The following is a 15,144-nucleotide window of genomic DNA, read 5'->3' on the forward strand; positions in this document are numbered from 1 at the left end:
ACCGAACGTGGCGTTCGTCACTCCGGGTAGCCGGGGCGGGGGCGGTGGAGCGGGCGGACGGGACGGGGGCGAGAGCCCCGGGCGGGCCGGGGCCGGTGAGGGTCGGACGGGGGGGCGGGACCGGCCGGTGGCCGGGTGCCGGTCGGGACGGGGGGCGAAGCGGCGAAAGCGGTAGCCGCGCTCGTATACCGCGCGGCATACTCGGCTCATGGCTGACACGACCGTCAAGATCGACGACACGACACGGGACCGGCTCAAGGCCCTGGCCGACGGCGCGGGCATGTCGATGAAGGACTACCTGGCGCAGCTGGCCGTGGAGAAGGAGCACGAGCGGCAGCTGGACACGGCGACCGCCGCGTTCCGTCGCGCCCTCGCCGCGCCGGGGGTCGCGGACCGCTTCGACGCCGACTTCGGCGGGCTCCCCGAGGCCGCGGGCCACCCGGTTTCCCGGGCGGCCTGATCCGGTGGAGCTGCTCGTCGACCACCGATGGCTCCTGGCCCGCCAGGAGGACATCCTCCGCGCGGATCTGACCGTGGACGACCTGTCGGTGCTGGTCGGCATGGCCGCCCGGCACCGGGTGAACACACCGCGCCTGGACCGGGCCGACCCGGACGCCTTCTGGCGCGCCGCGGTGTTCCTGGAGGAGTGCGTCCTGCTCCGGCCGCTGCCCGCCCGCAACGAGCTGTACGGCTACGGTCTCGCCGTCGCCTACCTGGAGGCCTCCGGGCACCGCGTCGACACCGCCTACGAGCCGTGGCGCGATCTGATCCACGAGATCCGGGCCCTGCGGCTGGACGTGTTCGGGGTGGCCGACCGCCTCCGGTCCTGGCGCCTGCCCTGAGAGATCCGGATCGCGGAAGCCCTGCGACGATCGCCGGCGGAGAGTGTCGAGAGGAGCCGTCATGATCACCTGGCGCCGGGTCACCGAGGCGGACTTCCCCCTGCTCCGGCGGTGGCTGGCGGAGCCGCACGTCGCCCGGTGGTGGAACCACGAGACGTCCGCCGCCGCCGTGGCCCGCGACTTCGGTCCGGTCGCCCGTGGGGAGGAGCCCGCGGAGGACTGGCTCGTCCTGCTGGAGGGCACCCCGGTGGGCCTGGTGCAGCGGTGCCTGTGGGGCGACTATCCGGAGTACCTGGAGGAGATGGCCGGGGTGATGGACGTGCCGCCGGCCGCGGCGACCGTCGACTATCTGATCGGCGACCCGGCGTGCACCGGGCGGGGCCTCGGCCCCCGGATCATCCGGGCCATGGTCGCGCGCACCTGGCACGACCATCCGCACTCCCCCGCCGTCGTCGTCCCCGTCGTGGCGGCGAACCGGGCGTCGTGGCGCGCCCTGGAGAAGGCCGGCTTCGTCCGGGTCGCCGAGGGCGAGCTGGAACCGGACAACCCCGTCGACGACCGGCTGCACTACGTCTACCGCATCGACCGGCCGGCCACCTCGGGGGCGTGACGCGGGAGGGCCGCGCCCGCGCGGGGTCCGGCCCGGGGCGGGGGTACGGACCGAGCCCGCGCCCGGGCTGCCCGGGCGCGGGTGCTCAGAGGCTGAGCGCGTCCTCCGCGTTCGTCATCCACGCGGTCACCGAGTTCTTGTCCGGCGAGACGTTCAGGCCCGGGGTCGACGCCTTGAGCGGCTTCTGCTCCAGGTCCGAGTCGGTGGTCATCGTCATCCGGATCGAGTCGACCGTCTTGCCCTTGCCGTCCTTGAGGCCGCCCATGAGGCCGGCGTAGGCGGACTGGCCGGGCGCGAGCCTGATCGCGTCCTCGATCCCGGGGGCCGTACCCCGCTCGGTGGCCTGGCCGTCCAGATCGCCGAAGGTGATGACCGGGTGCCCCAGGGCACGGCACGGCTTGCTGCCCTTGTTGGTGATCTTCAGCAGATAGCTGCTGGTCGTGGGCTCCGCCAGGCTCGCGGTGAACGTCACGTCGAACGTGCTGCACGGGAAGACGTCGTAGTCCGGGTCGGTGGACGATCCGCCGCCGCCTCCGGACGTCCCCTTGTCCGGGGTCGCCGAGGGGGTCGCCGGCTTCGACGGGAGCGGGGCCTTCGTCGGCGTCGCGGTCTTCGTCGGCGTCGCCGACGGGCTGCCGGCTCCGCCGCCCGAGCCGGCCGCCCCGTCGTCGGTCGGCCCACAGGCCGTCAGGGCGAGCGCGGACACGGCGACGAGGACTGCGGCGGCTCTGCGAACGGTGCTCATGATGGTGTCCCCCGATGGTGAAGCGCGAACTGCGCGGTTGAGCCGAGCTGAGCTCCAGCGTCCCGCAGAAACTTCACGGGTTGGTGACGATGTCTTGCCGAAATCACCACGGTCATCCGCGCGTCACACCCCGGGCCGGCCGTCGGATCCCGCCGCTCGCGGCGCCGGGCCCGCTCCGATCGAGGACGTCAGGTGCCGGCGACCTCGCGGCGTGCTCCGAGCCGGTGGCCGACGACTCCCGTCGTCAACAGCCCGCCGACCAGGGCGATCAGGGAGACGCCCGGTCCCGAGGCCCAGTCGACCGTCGAGGCGTGGACGGCGAACACGACCGTGGCCGCGAGGGCGATACCGGGGACGGCGATGAGCGCCGGGCGGACGCGGGCGAGGTCGTCCTCGGCCAGCGCGCCGAGGCTGCCGACCCCGAGGGACAGGGCCCAGACGCCGAGCCCCTGGGCGTCCGCGCGGTTGACCTCCCACGGGACCAGGTCCGCCCAGAAGTCCGGGCGGACCAGCAGGCCGGTGCCGAGGCCCAGCCAGCCGGATCCCACGACCGCGAGGAACGGCTTGGTCCAGCCCGGCAGCGGGGAGACGGGCGCGCCGAGCGGGGTGCGCGGCCGGCGGTACTGCAGGAGGACGCAGACTGCGGCGCCGACGGCGAGCACCCCGAGCACCGCCACCCAGCCGAGGCTGAACAGGACGAGGAAGAGCGACCCGCCCTGAGCGGCCTGCAGTTCGCCACCGTTGAGCAGGCTCACGGTGAACAGGCCGACGAGGACGATCACCAGCGGGACGACGAGCGTGCGGGCCTCCTCCCAGACGCGGGCGCGGCCGACCGCGAACAGGCCCGGCGCCACCCCGACCATCGCCGCGCCGATGAGGCCGGGGCTCAGTGCCTCCGGTGACGTCCACGCGCCGAACACCCGGCCGGTGAGGCTGGCGACGGCGACGAGACCGCCGGTCATCAGGCCGACCATGGCCACGACGGCGGACAGCAGGGCCACCCCCGCGGTCAGCTCCCGGCCGCCTGTCGTGGCCGGGAAGGGGCCGGCGGCGGCGCCGGCCTCCGCGGCGCTCCCGGTCGGGTGCTGCGTTTCGCTGCTCATCGGCGCTCCGTGGCTCGGTGTCGGGTGGGGGTTCGCCTCGGTCACGAGGGCGTGGGCACGGAGGCGCGTGGGGTGGCGGGCGTCGCCGCCGCGCCGCGCCGCCGGGCCGCTTCACCGACGTACACGACGCGCAGGCTCACCACGGCGGTCGCGGCGAAGGCGAGCACGCCGCAGCCGATCCCGGCCCCCGCGGTCAGCGCGGTGAGCCGGTCGAGATGCACGACGGGCCCGAGGACCAGCGTGGCGCCGGCCGAGAACGCCGGGGCCAGGCACAGCGCGGCCAGATGGAGCCGCCACTCCTCGCGTGCCCAGGTCCGGCCGGCGCGGCCCGCGGCCCGCTGGCGTGCGGCCATGACCGCGTAGGCGACGGCGAACGGCAGCAGGTAGGCGAGGAGGAGACGCCGGCCTTCGGCGCCGTGTTCCGTCAGCGCCCGGCCGAGCCACCACAGGCCGGCGCCGCCGGCCACGTGGGCCACGGCGAGCACCGGCCACGGCGTCCAGGAGCCGGCATCGGAGGGCAGGGTGGCGCGCCGGTCCATCGCCCGCGAGGCCAGCAGGGCGCCGAGGACGACGACGGAGCCGAGGTGCATGACCGCGACGCGGTTGACGTCCTCCATCGGCAGCCCCGGCATGAGCAGCGGCAGGCCGCCCCACTCCAGGCGCAGCAGCGGCGCGGTCATCAGGTATCCGTAGCAGAGCAGCATCCAGCGCTGGTGCAGGTCGGGCCGGCGGCCGACGGCGGCCAGGACGCCGAAGGTGACGCTGAGCGTGGTGCCGACCAGGATGGTGGCGAGGACGATCCAGAACGCCTCGCCGCTGAACGCGTCGCGCGGGGCGGTGCGCGCCAGGTAGACGGCGGCGCCGGCCATCGAGACGTACACGGTGAGCGCGAAGACGATCCCCACGGCGCGGTGCAGCCGGACGCGGCGGCGGACCGCACCGAGGAGCTGGACGGGGCCGAGCAGCATCAGCGCGCCGCCGAGGACCGAGTGGACGATCAGCGGGACGAGGCTGCGCCCGTACGGGCCGATCCGGGTCTCCAGGGCCTCGGCGACGTACCGCGGCGAGACGGCGGCGCCGAGGAGGCGTTCGCCGAACGCGGGTGCTCCCGGTCGCGCGTAGGGCCACAGCTCGGTCATGGCGAGGGGCGCGTAGCCCACGCAGACCGCCACCACGGCGAAGGTGGCCACGCGGCCCCAGGCGATCTTGCGCAGTCGGTTCACGAGGAGCTCCCGTCACCCGCTCGACCCATAGTCCTTTCTGGACTATCGCGACCGTAGGGGCAGCGCGGGGCGCGGTCAACAGCCCTGCCGGACCTCGATGTTCGGCGGGATCAGACCTCGTCCCGGTCGACCCACTGCCAGAAATCGACCATCATCCGCTCATACCGGATGCCGAACTCCAGCGCGCCCCGCTGCCCCGAGGTGAGCAGTTCCCCCACCTCGTCGGCGAGTTCCTCGTAGGCAGCGAGGGTGCGGCGGTGCTCGTCGAGCTGCACGGGGGCCAGGTCCTGCGGACGCGCACCGAACCAGAGCTTGAGGATGCCGCGTTCGCGCGCCTCGACGGGTACGAAGGCGGGGTCGTCGAGCCAGCCGCGCAGCGCGGTGCTGCCCGCGTCGGTGAGACGCATCAGCCGCCGGTTGCGTCCGCCGCTCTGCCGGGTCTCCGAGAGCAGACCCGCTTCCAGGAGGCGGTCGCACTGCGCGTACACCTGCGCGTGCGGCATCGACCAGAACGGCGCGACGGTCCTGGCGGCCTCGACCTTGACGTCGTACGGGCTCGCCTCGCCCAGTTTGTCGACGATGCCGAGGACGAGGAACGAGGGCGTGGTCAACCGGGCTTCGGGCATGCGGCGACCGTATCGCGGCACCGCGGGCGCGGTGGTGCGCACGGTCGGACGAGGGGGTGGGCCGGGCCCGCGGCGAGCGGTGCCGCCGGCGGAGGACTCAGGCGTCCTTCTCCATCGTGGGGCGCAGGCGCTCCAGCAGGGCGTAGAGGGTGGCGCTCTCGGCCTCGTCCAGGGTGTCGAGCGCGGTGTGCGTGGCCTGCATCTCCTCGCGCACGCGACGGATGACGTCGCGGCCGGCGTCGGTGGCGACGACGTTCTTGACGCGGCGGTCCGAGGGGGCGGCCTCGCGCCGGACCAGTTCGCGGGCCTCCAGGCGGTCCACGATCCCGGTGACGTTGGACGCGTCGCACACCAGCCGGGTGGCGAGACCACGCATGGGCACCGGGCCGTCGAGCTGCGCGAGGACCTTGGCCTGGGTGGAGGTCAGGCCGTAGCGGGCGGCGGCGGTCGCGAAGTCGCGCCACTGCGCGGTGCCGATCACGGCGAGCAGCTCCAGGAGCTGGAGCTTGGTCGGGGCCTGCGGGGCGGTGGCGCTCATACGGGCAAGGGTACGACCGATGCTTCACATTATCAATTGTTTACTTGACCTCCTTAACTATCGACCTCTACCGTCGACGAAGTACTTGATGTTCTCAAACATCTACGCCCTGAATCTTCGAGAAGGTCCTCCCCGCCATGAGCCCCGCCTCCGCCCCCGTCACCGCCGGGCGCAGGAGCGAGACGATCGTCGTCTTCGCCCTGAGCCTCGCCGCCATGGTCGTGTCGATGATGCAGACCCTGCCGGTCCCGATCCTGGGACTGATCCGCGACGACCTCGGCGCCTCGACCGCCGAGGTCAGCTGGGTCACCACCGCCACGCTGCTGTCCGCGGCGGTCTTCACGCCGCTGCTCGGCCGCTTCGGCGACCAGCACGGCAAGAAGCCCACCCTGGTCGGCGTGCTCGTGGTGATGGTGGCGGGATCCGTCGTCGCCGCGCTCGCGACGTCCCTGCCCCTGCTGGTCCTGGGCCGGGTGCTCCAGGGCGCCGCCACCGCGATCTTCCCGCTGGCCCTCTCCGTCCTGCGCGAGGAGGTCCGCCCGCAGAAGCTGCCGGGAGCCATGGCGCTGGTCAGCGGCACACTCGCGTTCGGCAGCGGCCTGGCCCTCGTCGCGACCGGCCTGCTCACCTCAGGCGCCGGCGCCGACTACCGCGACGCCTTCTGGATGGCGACCGGATTCGCCGTCCTGGCCCTTCTCGCCGTCCTCTTCCTCGTCCCGGCGACCCGGCACAAGACCGGAGGCCGCACCGACTTCCTCGGCGCGCTGACGCTCGGCGTCGCGCTGCTGCTGCTCCTGCTGCCGATCTCCCAGGGCCACGAGTGGGGCTGGGCCTCCGGCCGGACGCTGGGCAGCTTCGCCGGCGCGGTCGTGGTGACCGCCCTGTGGGTCCTGGTCGAACGCAAGGTCCGCGAGCCGCTCGTCGACATGCGCATGTTCGTCCACCGCCCCGTGCTGATGGCCAACCTCGCGGGCATCCTCGTCGGCTTCGGCATGTTCGCGAACTTCCTGGGCGTCTCCTACCTCGTGCAGATGCCCCAGGCGCTCACCGGCTTCGGCTTCGACGCGTCCATCCTGCGGGCCTCCGTGGAGTTCCTTCTGCCGGGCGCGATCGTCTCGCTGCTCGCCTCCCCCGTCGGCGGCCGGATCGTCCGCGGTCGCGGTCCCCGGTTCGCGCTCGGCCTCGCCGCCGCCTTCGGCGCGGTCGGCTTCGCCTGGCTCGCCCTCGACCACGGCCACACCTTCTCGGTGATCGGTGCCGGTCTCGTCGTCGGCGCGGCCGTCAGCTTCGGCTACGCCGCCATGCCCGCCGTGATCATGTCGAGCGTCCCGCACCACCAGAGCGGCATCGCCAACGGCATCAACTCGATCTCCCGCTCCACGGGCAGCGCGATCGGCAGCGCCGTCGTCACCACGATCCTGGCCTCGAAGACCGTCGAGCACCTGCCCGCGGGCGTGCCGCCGCTGCCGGCCGAGTCCGGCTTCACCCTCACGTTCGGCATCGGGGCCGTCGCCTTCGCGCTCGTCGCGGTGATCGCCCGGTTCGGCCTGCGCGGGCAGCACGGTCCCCGGGCCGAGGCCACCACCGCGCCGACTCTCGTCGCCGCGAGCCCGCAGCACACGGACGGTACGAAGACCACGGACGGCACCGAGGGCGAGGACGTCGCCGCGGCCGCGACCGGTGATCCGGCCGGGGCCGACGAAGCGGCCGAGCCTGCCGGGGCGGCCTCCGTACGCTGACCTGCGGTCCGGGGACCGGGGACCGAACAGGACGCGGGCGCCCCGCCGGAGATGCTCCGGCGGGGCGCCCGCGTACGGTTCACCAGCGGGACGGCGGCGGGGGCACCACCACGGGCGGGCGGTCGTCGCAGGTGATGGTGTTGGGCAGCAGCCAGGCGGCGAGCCAGCCGCCGTCGTTGCCGCCCCGGTCGGTGAGACCGAACTCCGACCCGGTGGCGGGGAAGTTGAACGAGCCGCAGTTGTTGACGGCGACGGCGCCCACACCCCGCGCGTCGACGTTCTCGAAGGTGGCGGAGCCCTTGACCCGGGCGCTCAGCACGGAGGTGCCTGTTCCGTCGACGCGAACGTCCTTGAAGTGGACGGCCGGGATGTCGACCTCGTCCTTCACGCCGAACTCGCTGACCAGCATCATCGCGTTGTAGGTGCTGTCGAGGTAGTGGTCGCCGGTGACCCGGACGTCGGCGTCGATGCTCCGGTCGAGGGCGTAGAACCAGATCGCGCCGAGGCCGATCCTCCAGTTGAGGTCGAGCGTGCCGGACCGCACGGCGGTGTTGCCGGTGAAGCGGAGGGTCCCGGTGAAGGGCTCGGCGCCGAAGCGGGAGCCGGCGTGCAGGCCGCTGCCCTCGCGGACCGGGTCGGCGACCAGGTTGCCGCTGACGGTGTTGTCCCGTCCGCCGTAGATCGCGATGCCGTTGGCGAGGGTCGGCGACTGGACGGTGTTGCGGGCGAAGGTGTTGTTCGCGTCGGCTGTCCGGTCCGACCACATGGCCAGGCCGTCGTCTCCGGTGTTGCGGACGAAGTTGTTGCGGACCTCGGAATCGGTCACGCCGGTGTGGAGGTTGAGCGCGTCGGCGATCTGGTCGGCGATGACGTTGTTCGTGACCTTCACCCGGGTCATCGGGCCGTCGAACCAGAGGCCGACCTTGGTGTGGTGCAGGTAGAGGCCGTCGACGGTCGAATCGCTCATCGCGCCGCCGATGGCGTTGACCTGGTCGGTGTCCACGCGCTCGCGCACGTCGCCCTCGATCGCGAAGCCGGACAGGTGGACGCCGCGGCTGCCGCCCTCGGCCGCGCTCCGGCCGTAGAAGCCGACTCCGGTGTGGGTCGAGCCGTCGGGGGCGGGCGGGTCCAGGACGACCTGGCGGCCCTTGACGACGGTGTACCAGCTGCCGGCGCCGGTGATCGTGACGTCGTCCACGACGATGTGACGGTTGACCTGGAACGTGCCGGGCGGCAGGTAGACGGTCCTCCCGGTGCGCTTGGCGAAGGCGATGGCCCGTTCGATGGCGGGCGCGGCGTCGCGCCGGCCGGTCGGGTCGGCGCCGAAGGCGCGGACGTCGACCGCGCGGAGGTCGACGTGCGGGCGTCCGACCAGCTCCGTGTCGAGCAGGTCGATGACGGTCCAGGCGGCGGGGCTCCCCTCGGGGACGGTCAGGCGTACGCGAGCGCCGGCGCGGTGGGTCCGGCCCAGGAGCAGGCGCTGCTCGTCGTAGAAGTGCGTGGGACGGAAGGGCTTGTCGAAGGCCGGTGCCGGCGAGGTGGCCGCCGGGACGCAGGAGCACTCGGTGGTCCACCAGTCGGGGTGGAGCAGGTCCGCGCGGGGGTCGTCGGTGAAGGGGTACTGGTTGTACAGCCAGGAGTACTGGGAGGTGAGGGTCATGACCCGGCGGTGGCCGCCGTTCACCGTGACGTCCAGGGGCGCGGTGATGCCGCCGCCCTCGGGGGCGTCCGGGATGCTGTAACGGACCGTCAGGGCGTTGGCCGCGCGGGGCAGGACGAACTCGACGTACCGGCCCCGGGTGAGCCGGACCGCTGTGCGGCCGGACGCCTCGGAGGCGAGCGTGTACGGCGTCCGGTCGGGTCCGACGACGGTGCCGTCGGTCCGGGCGTTCTCCGCCTCCTGCTCGTCGAAGGCGACGTCGGCGCCGCGTCCTTCGACCAGGGCCGGGTCGAGGGCCGCACGGGTCACGACTGGTCCCGTCCCCACGGGGGGTCCGGGGCGGGGCGTGGACGAGGCGGTGGCGACGCCGTCGGCCGTCACCCCGAGGACGAGGAGGGCGCAGACGAGGACGGCGGTTCTCCTGCCGGTGCGGGCGCGGGAGGTGGCGCGGCTCGGGAACATCGGGGCTCGCTTCTGTCGGGCGGTGGGGAACGCGCGGCGTACGGCACACCGGCGGCGTGGGGACAGGGCCCGCGGGGCACGCCGAGTCCCTGCCCTCGCGCCCTGTCGGGAGGTGCGGGCAGGACGGGAGGCAGCGCGGGCGGGCGGGAGACGGCGCGGGCGGGCGGGAGACGGCAGGGGCGGGCGGGAGACGGCAGGGGCGGCGGGCGGCCGGGGTCAGGTGCGCAGCCAGACCGCCGTGTCCGCGGGCAGCCGTCCGTCGGCGTCCAGCACACCGCTGGCGAGCAGCAGTTCGTCGTGCGGCGGCAGGTCGGCGGGGGTCGCGGCGAGGTTGACGACGCAGACCAGGCCGTCGGTCCGGGCGAAGGCGAGGACGCCGTCCGGGGCCGGCAGCCAGCTGAGCGGGCCGTCCCCGAACCCCGCGCCGGCGCGTCGCTGCCGCAGGGCCTCGCGGTAGAGCGCGAGCATCGAGTCCGGGTCGGTGTGCTGGCGGTCCACGGCGTACTCGGCCCAGTCTCCGGGCTGCGGCAGCCACGGCTCGGTCGTCGCGCCGAATCCGTACGAGGGCCCCTCGGCGGACCAGGGCAGCGGGACCCGGCAGCCGTCGCGCCCCGGGTCGGTGCCGCCGGAGCGGGCGTGCATGGGGTCCTGGATGCGGTCGAGGGGGATCTCGGCCTCGGGCAGGCCCAGTTCCTCGCCCTGGTAGACGTAGACCGATCCGGGCAGGGCGAGGGTGAGCAGGGCCGCGGCGCGGGCGCGGCGGGTGCCGAGGCCGAGGTCCGTGGGCGTGCCGAAGGCCTTCGTGGCGAAGTCGAAGCCGGTGTCGGTGCGGCCGTACCGGGTGACGGTCCGGGTGACGTCGTGGTTGCACAGTACCCAGGTGGCGGGGGCGCCGACCGGTGCGTGCTCGGCCAGGGTGTCGTCGATGGTCCGGCGCAGCCGGTCCGGGTCCCAGGGACAGGAGAGGAAGTTGAAGTTGAAGGCGGTGTGCAGCTCGTCGGGGCGCAGGTAGCGGGCGAAGCGCTCGGAGTCGGGGAGCCAGACCTCGCCGACGAACACGCCGCCGTACTCGTCGGCTATCGCGCGCCAGGAGCGGTAGATGTCGTGGAGTTCGTCCTGGTCGATGTACGGGTGGGGGTCGACGCCCTCCTCGAAGTCGGCGAGCGCCGGGTCCTTGGCGAGCAGGGCGGCGGAGTCGATCCGTACGCCGGCGACACCGCGCTCGAACCAGAAGCGCAGGACCTCCTCGTGTTCACGGCGGACCGCCGGGTGGGCCCAGTTGAGGTCGGGCTGTTCGGGGGTGAAGAGGTGCAGGTACCACTCCCCGTCCTCGACGCGGGTCCAGGTCCGTCCGGAGAACTGGGAGGGCCAGTCGTTGGGCGGCAGTTCGCCGTGCTCGCCGCGGCCCGGCCGGAAGTGGAAGAGCTCGCGCTCGGCGCTGCCGGGGCCGGCGTCCAGCGCCGCGCGGAACCAGGCGTGCTGGTCGGAGACGTGGTTCGGGACGATGTCGACGATCACCCGGACGCCGAGTCCGCGGGCCTCGGCGATGAGCTTCTCCGCCTCGGCCAGCGTGCCGAACGCGGGGTCGATGGTGCGGTAGTCGGCGACGTCGTATCCGCCGTCGACCAGCGGGGAGAGGTACCAGGGGGTGAACCAGACGGCGTCGACGCCCAGTTCGGCGAGGTAGGGCAGTCTCGCCCGGACTCCCGCGAGATCCCCGGTCCCGTCACCGTCACCGTCGGCGAAACTGCGGGGATACACCTGGTAGATGACGGCGTCGCGCCACCAGTCTTCGGTGCGGGACGAGTGAGGGGCTGCCACGTGACGGTCCTTTCGGGCAGGTCGGGGTTCTTCGCCGCCGGCCCGGTTGCTGCGGGGCATGGGACGGGCCGGCGGCGAAGGCTTCTGGGTGCGGAGGCGGTGTCGGCTGCGGCGCGGTGCGCCGGGTCAGCCCTTGAGACCGCCGGCGGTGAGACCGCTCATGATGTTGCGCTGGAAGACCAGGAAGATGAGCAGCGTCGGCAGCGAGGCGATGGTGAGGGCCGCGATCAGGACGTTCACCGGGACGCCGTTGGACAGCGAGTAGATGCCGACGTTGAGCGTCTGCTTCGACGGGTCGGGCAGGGTGAGCATCGGCCAGAGGAAGTCCTTCCAGACGCCCACGACCGCGAAGATCGACACCACTCCCAGGATCGGCCGCGAGATGGGCAGCACGATCGACCACAGCGTGCGCGTCGGGGACGCCCCGTCCATGGAAGCGGCGTCCAGGAGTTCCTTCGGGATGGAGTCGAAGAAGCGCTTCAGCAGGAAGATGTTGAAGGCGTTGGTGACCGAGGGCAGCCAGATCGCCCAGGGGGTGTTGAGCAGGTTGCGCTCCACGATCGGCACGTCGAGCACCGTCAGGTACTGGGGCACGACGAGGACGGTCGCGGGGATCATCAGGGTCGCGAGCATCATGCCGAGCACCGCCTTGCCGAGGACGGGCCGGAGCTTGGAGAGCGAGTAGGCGGCCGCGACGTCGAGGACGAGCTGGAAGGCCAGTGCCCCGAAGGCGTAGTAGAGGGTGTTGAACAGCAGGGTGGAGAGGTCCATGACCTCCCAGGCGCGGCTGTAGTTCTCCGGCGCGAACGATCCGGGGACCAGGGTCGGCGGTGTCTGGACGACCTCCTGGGTGTCCTTGAAGCCGCTGGAGACCATCCAGTAGAGCGGGCCGAGGAACGCCAGGGTGAAGCCGCCGACGACCAGGGAGAACACGGTCCAGTAGACGGCCTTGCCGCGGGGGCGGGCGAGCTGCGCCGGTGAGATGAGTGTGCGTGTGGACATGCTGGTCTCCCCGGATCTACTCGTCCTCGGCGCGGCTGAGCTTGACGTACGCCGCCGAGAATCCGGCGAGGAGTACGAGCAGGAGCAGGCCGAGCGCCGCGGCGGCACCGTAGTCGTTGAAGTTGAAGGCGTACTGGTAGATGAGGTGGACGACGGTCGTGGTCGATCCCTCGGGGCCGGCGCCGCCGGTGAGCAGGAACGGTTCGACGAAGACCTGCATGGTGGCGATGATCTGCATGAGCAGCATCAGCGAGAGGATGAGGCGCGTCTGCGGGATGGTGACGTGCCAGATCTTGCGCAGGATGCCCGCGCCGTCGAGCTCGGCGGCCTCGTACAGTTCCCCGGGGATGCCCTGGAGGGCCGCGAGGTAGATGAGCGCGGCGCCGCCCATGTTCATCCAGGTCGAGGCGATGACGACGGAGAGCATCGAGAGGTCGGGGTCCTGGAGCCACTGCTGTTCGGGCAGGTGGAGGAACCGGAGCAGTTCGTTGAGCAGGCCGTACCCGGGGTCGTAGAGGTACTTGAAGAGGAGGACCGAGGCGACCGGCGGGAGCATGACCGGCAGGTAGACGAGGAGCCGCAGGTAGCCCTTGCCGTGGTGGAACTCGTTGATGACCAGGGCGACGACGAACGGGACGGCGAAACCGAGGACCAGTGCGAGCACCGTGAAGAGCAGGGTGTTGCGCCAGGCCTGCCAGAAGGCCGGGTCGTTGAAGACGGTGGCGAGGTTGTCCAGTCCGACCCAGGTGGTCCGGCCGCTCTCGGTCTTCTGGAAGGCCAGGAAGAACTCCCTGACCATCGGGTACCAGGAGAAGACCGCGAAGCAGACGACCGCACCGATGAGGAATCCGTGCGCGGTGAGGTTGCGCCGCAGGCTCTTGGCGAACCGCCCGCCGGCGGGCGCGGGGCCCGCCTCGCGCGGCGGGGAGTGGCGGGGGGATCCCGTCTTGCTCGGGGTCAGGCTGGGGGCCGACATCGTCGCTCCTCGGTGCTGGTCTGCCGGGTGGTCGTCGTGCGGGAGGTCGGGGTGCGGGCCGCCCCCCGCGGGGGCGGCGGACCGGCGGAGGGCGGCGGGACCGGACGCCCTCCGCCGGTGTCCGGTCACCCGTTGGCGAGGACCTGGTTGACCTGCGTCTCGGCGGTGGCGAGGAGCTTGTCGATGTCGGCGTTCTTGTTGGTGAGGATCCCCGACATCACGTTGTCCAGGACCTTGTAGACCTCCTGGGCCTTCGGCGGCTCGGCCTTGCCCGGGACGGGGTTGTCCATGAACGACTTGAAGTTCGCGACCGGCATCGTCGCGTGCTCGACACGTGCGGCGTCGTCCGTGGTCTTGGACTCGTTCAGCCAGAAGTTGGGCTGCGGAACGCCGACGGGCAGACCGTCCTGCTTGGTGCGGGACCAGGCGAACTGGCCCTTGCCGACGGTGAGGTTCTTGAAGTTCAGCCAGGCGACCGCGGCCTTGATCTTGTCGCCGGATATGCCCTGCTTGATCATGTAGTTGTTGCCGCCGGCCAGCGTGCTCTTCTCGCCGGGGATCGGGCCCATGCCGAAGTTCTCGTACTTCGCACCCAGCTGCTGGACCATGTACGCGATGTCGTCGGGCGCGGCTAGGAACATGCCGAGCTTGTCGGTGGCGATCTGCTTCTGGAGGTCGCCCCACTGGAGCAGCTGGGTCTTGCCCATGCTGTCGTCCTCCCAGCGCATGGCGTGGAGGTTCTCGGCGACCTCCTTGCCGATCTCGTTGTTGAACGCGGCCTTCTTGCCACCGGCGTCCACGACCTCGCCGCCGCGGCTGTACATCTGCGCGGTGAAGTGCCATCCGCCGGTGTTGCCGGCGCTGTACTCGCCGAAGCCCGCGATGCCCTTCCCCAGGCCCGCGATCTTCTTGGCGGCGGAGCGGACCTCGTCCCAGGTGCGGGGCGGGACGTCCGGGTTCAGGCCGGCCTGCTGGAAGAGCTTGCGGTTGACGAGCAGGCCCATGGTGTAGTTGCTGGTGGGCAGGCCGTAGAGCTTGCCGTCCTGCTTGAGGGAGCCCAGGACGTTCGGGTCGATGTCCTTCAGGAGCGGGACGCTCTTGTCGTTGACGTACGCGGTGATGTCCGCGGCGCCGTTGTTGTCGAGCACCTGCGGCAGGTCGGTGAAGTACGTGTAGAACACGTCCGGCTGCGACTTGGCCTTGAGCATCGCGGTGAAGCGCGGGGGTTCCAGACACTGGCCGGGAGTGGAGCGGCCCTCGATGGTGACGTTCGGGTACGTCTTGTTGAACTCGGCGACGTCCTCCTTCCACTCCTTGAGCTCGGCCGCCTTCGCCGCGGGAGGCATGCAGTCGATGGTGAGCGTCACCTTGGTCTTCGGGTCCAGCGGGGCGGCCGGGTCGGACGACCCGCCGCCCTCGGAACCGCCACTGCCGTTGTCGCTGCTGCTCGTGCCGCAGGCGGCGAGAGCGGTCAGCGTGAGCGCGGAGACGAGGGTGACCGCGCTGGCGCGGCGCGTACGGCGGAACCGGGCACTTCTCATGGGTGGTCCCCTTCGGGCATGAACGTGGAGGTCACCCCACCGCCGGTGCGTTGTGGGGCGCCGCACACTCAACCACCCCCAACAAGTGAACGCAAGATATCGCGCTGATTTCGTAATTGCCTGACAGTCGACAGCAGGACGGTGCGGATCGCCGCTGACGAAGCGGACAGCGCGGAGGTGGGTCGGGCGGCCGGGAGCAGCCACCCGTTCCCCGGGCGGAGCAGGCCGAACACCCCCGGAAACAGAGGCCGTCGCG

The 15,144-nt window shown here is 72.1% G+C and carries 14 protein-coding genes; 4 read left to right on the plus strand and 10 right to left on the minus strand.

Annotated elements, in window-relative coordinates; all coding sequences use genetic code 11:
* The first annotated feature begins 208 nt into the window (after nt 1-208).
* The 3 genes from ACE1OA_RS01940 to ACE1OA_RS01950 all read left to right on the plus strand — a co-directional run bounded on the left by ACE1OA_RS01940 (nt 209) and on the right by ACE1OA_RS01950 (nt 1,452).
* Nucleotides 209-460 (plus strand): antitoxin MazE7, encoded by a 252-nt coding sequence (locus tag ACE1OA_RS01940; protein ID WP_356604705.1) that lies wholly within the window; start codon nt 209-211, stop codon nt 458-460.
* A 4-nt stretch (nt 461-464) separates the two neighbouring features.
* Entirely contained in the window at nt 465-842 is a 378-nt protein-coding gene (locus ACE1OA_RS01945; RefSeq protein WP_432752107.1) for a toxin Doc, read from the plus strand.
* Between the two features lie 61 nt (nt 843-903).
* Nucleotides 904-1,452: a GNAT family N-acetyltransferase gene (locus ACE1OA_RS01950; RefSeq protein ID WP_432752108.1), complete on the plus strand. Its 549-nt coding sequence runs from the start codon at nt 904-906 to the stop codon at nt 1,450-1,452.
* 85 nt (nt 1,453-1,537) lie between these two features.
* On the opposite strand, the gene ACE1OA_RS01955 is transcribed toward ACE1OA_RS01950, so the two are convergent.
* From ACE1OA_RS01955 to ACE1OA_RS01975, 5 genes are all read right to left on the minus strand, one after another.
* Entirely contained in the window at nt 1,538-2,197 is a 660-nt protein-coding gene (locus tag ACE1OA_RS01955) for a DUF4232 domain-containing protein (RefSeq protein WP_384875336.1), read from the minus strand.
* A 188-nt stretch (nt 2,198-2,385) separates the two neighbouring features.
* Complete coding sequence (locus ACE1OA_RS01960) at nt 2,386-3,300, minus strand: hypothetical protein (RefSeq protein ID WP_386545944.1); 915 nt, start codon at nt 3,298-3,300, stop codon at nt 2,386-2,388.
* Between the two features lie 41 nt (nt 3,301-3,341).
* Nucleotides 3,342-4,523, minus strand: a complete 1,182-nt coding sequence (locus ACE1OA_RS01965; protein ID WP_386545941.1) for a DUF2306 domain-containing protein — start codon at nt 4,521-4,523, stop codon at nt 3,342-3,344.
* Between the two features lie 110 nt (nt 4,524-4,633).
* On the minus strand, nt 4,634-5,149 hold the full coding sequence (locus ACE1OA_RS01970; protein WP_356604717.1) for a PadR family transcriptional regulator: 516 nt from the start codon (nt 5,147-5,149) through the stop codon (nt 4,634-4,636).
* A gap of 97 nt (nt 5,150-5,246) precedes the next feature.
* Complete coding sequence (locus tag ACE1OA_RS01975; protein WP_356604719.1) at nt 5,247-5,687, minus strand: MarR family winged helix-turn-helix transcriptional regulator; 441 nt, start codon at nt 5,685-5,687, stop codon at nt 5,247-5,249.
* 137 nt (nt 5,688-5,824) lie between these two features.
* On the opposite strand from ACE1OA_RS01975, the gene ACE1OA_RS01980 reads away from it, so the two are divergent.
* Complete coding sequence (locus ACE1OA_RS01980) at nt 5,825-7,426, plus strand: MFS transporter (RefSeq protein WP_432752109.1); 1,602 nt, start codon at nt 5,825-5,827, stop codon at nt 7,424-7,426.
* A gap of 79 nt (nt 7,427-7,505) precedes the next feature.
* On the opposite strand, the gene ACE1OA_RS01985 is transcribed toward ACE1OA_RS01980, so the two are convergent.
* The 5 genes from ACE1OA_RS01985 to ACE1OA_RS02005 form a co-directional block, all read right to left on the minus strand.
* Nucleotides 7,506-9,548 (minus strand): glycosyl hydrolase family 28-related protein, encoded by a 2,043-nt coding sequence (locus ACE1OA_RS01985; RefSeq protein ID WP_432752110.1) that lies wholly within the window; start codon nt 9,546-9,548, stop codon nt 7,506-7,508.
* A gap of 216 nt (nt 9,549-9,764) precedes the next feature.
* Nucleotides 9,765-11,369 carry a glycoside hydrolase family 13 protein gene (locus ACE1OA_RS01990; RefSeq protein ID WP_432752111.1) on the minus strand — a complete coding sequence of 535 codons (1,605 nt, stop codon included), beginning with the start codon at nt 11,367-11,369 and terminating at the stop codon, nt 9,765-9,767.
* Between the two features lie 126 nt (nt 11,370-11,495).
* Nucleotides 11,496-12,371 carry a carbohydrate ABC transporter permease gene (locus ACE1OA_RS01995; RefSeq protein WP_356604727.1) on the minus strand — a complete coding sequence of 292 codons (876 nt, stop codon included), beginning with the start codon at nt 12,369-12,371 and terminating at the stop codon, nt 11,496-11,498.
* A 16-nt stretch (nt 12,372-12,387) separates the two neighbouring features.
* Entirely contained in the window at nt 12,388-13,347 is a 960-nt protein-coding gene (locus ACE1OA_RS02000) for a carbohydrate ABC transporter permease (protein ID WP_432752112.1), read from the minus strand.
* A 125-nt stretch (nt 13,348-13,472) separates the two neighbouring features.
* Nucleotides 13,473-14,888 carry an extracellular solute-binding protein gene (locus ACE1OA_RS02005; protein WP_432752113.1) on the minus strand — a complete coding sequence of 472 codons (1,416 nt, stop codon included), beginning with the start codon at nt 14,886-14,888 and terminating at the stop codon, nt 13,473-13,475.
* Nucleotides 14,889-15,144: the final 256 nt, after the last annotated feature.

It is taken from the genome of Streptomyces sp. JL2001 (assembly GCF_050917515.1).
In the GTDB taxonomy this organism is placed as follows: domain Bacteria; phylum Actinomycetota; class Actinomycetes; order Streptomycetales; family Streptomycetaceae; genus Streptomyces.

Bases quoted from the DNA above. Each gene is read 5' to 3' on its own strand.
- ACE1OA_RS01970 (WP_356604717.1), bottom strand. From the start codon at position 5,149: ATGCCCGAAGCCCGGTTGACCACGCCCTCGTTCCTCGTCCTCGGCATC.
- ACE1OA_RS01940 (WP_356604705.1), top strand. From the start codon at position 209: ATGGCTGACACGACCGTCAAGATCGACGACACGACACGGGACCGGCTC.
- ACE1OA_RS01960 (WP_386545944.1), bottom strand. From the start codon at position 3,300: ATGAGCAGCGAAACGCAGCACCCGACCGGGAGCGCCGCGGAGGCCGGC.
- ACE1OA_RS02005 (WP_432752113.1), bottom strand. From the start codon at position 14,888: ATGAGAAGTGCCCGGTTCCGCCGTACGCGCCGCGCCAGCGCGGTCACC.
- ACE1OA_RS01955 (WP_384875336.1), bottom strand. From the start codon at position 2,197: ATGAGCACCGTTCGCAGAGCCGCCGCAGTCCTCGTCGCCGTGTCCGCG.
- ACE1OA_RS02000 (WP_432752112.1), bottom strand. From the start codon at position 13,347: ATGTCGGCCCCCAGCCTGACCCCGAGCAAGACGGGATCCCCCCGCCAC.
- ACE1OA_RS01975 (WP_356604719.1), bottom strand. From the start codon at position 5,687: ATGAGCGCCACCGCCCCGCAGGCCCCGACCAAGCTCCAGCTCCTGGAG.
- ACE1OA_RS01985 (WP_432752110.1), bottom strand. From the start codon at position 9,548: ATGTTCCCGAGCCGCGCCACCTCCCGCGCCCGCACCGGCAGGAGAACC.
- ACE1OA_RS01980 (WP_432752109.1), top strand. From the start codon at position 5,825: ATGAGCCCCGCCTCCGCCCCCGTCACCGCCGGGCGCAGGAGCGAGACG.
- ACE1OA_RS01995 (WP_356604727.1), bottom strand. From the start codon at position 12,371: ATGTCCACACGCACACTCATCTCACCGGCGCAGCTCGCCCGCCCCCGC.
- ACE1OA_RS01950 (WP_432752108.1), top strand. From the start codon at position 904: ATGATCACCTGGCGCCGGGTCACCGAGGCGGACTTCCCCCTGCTCCGG.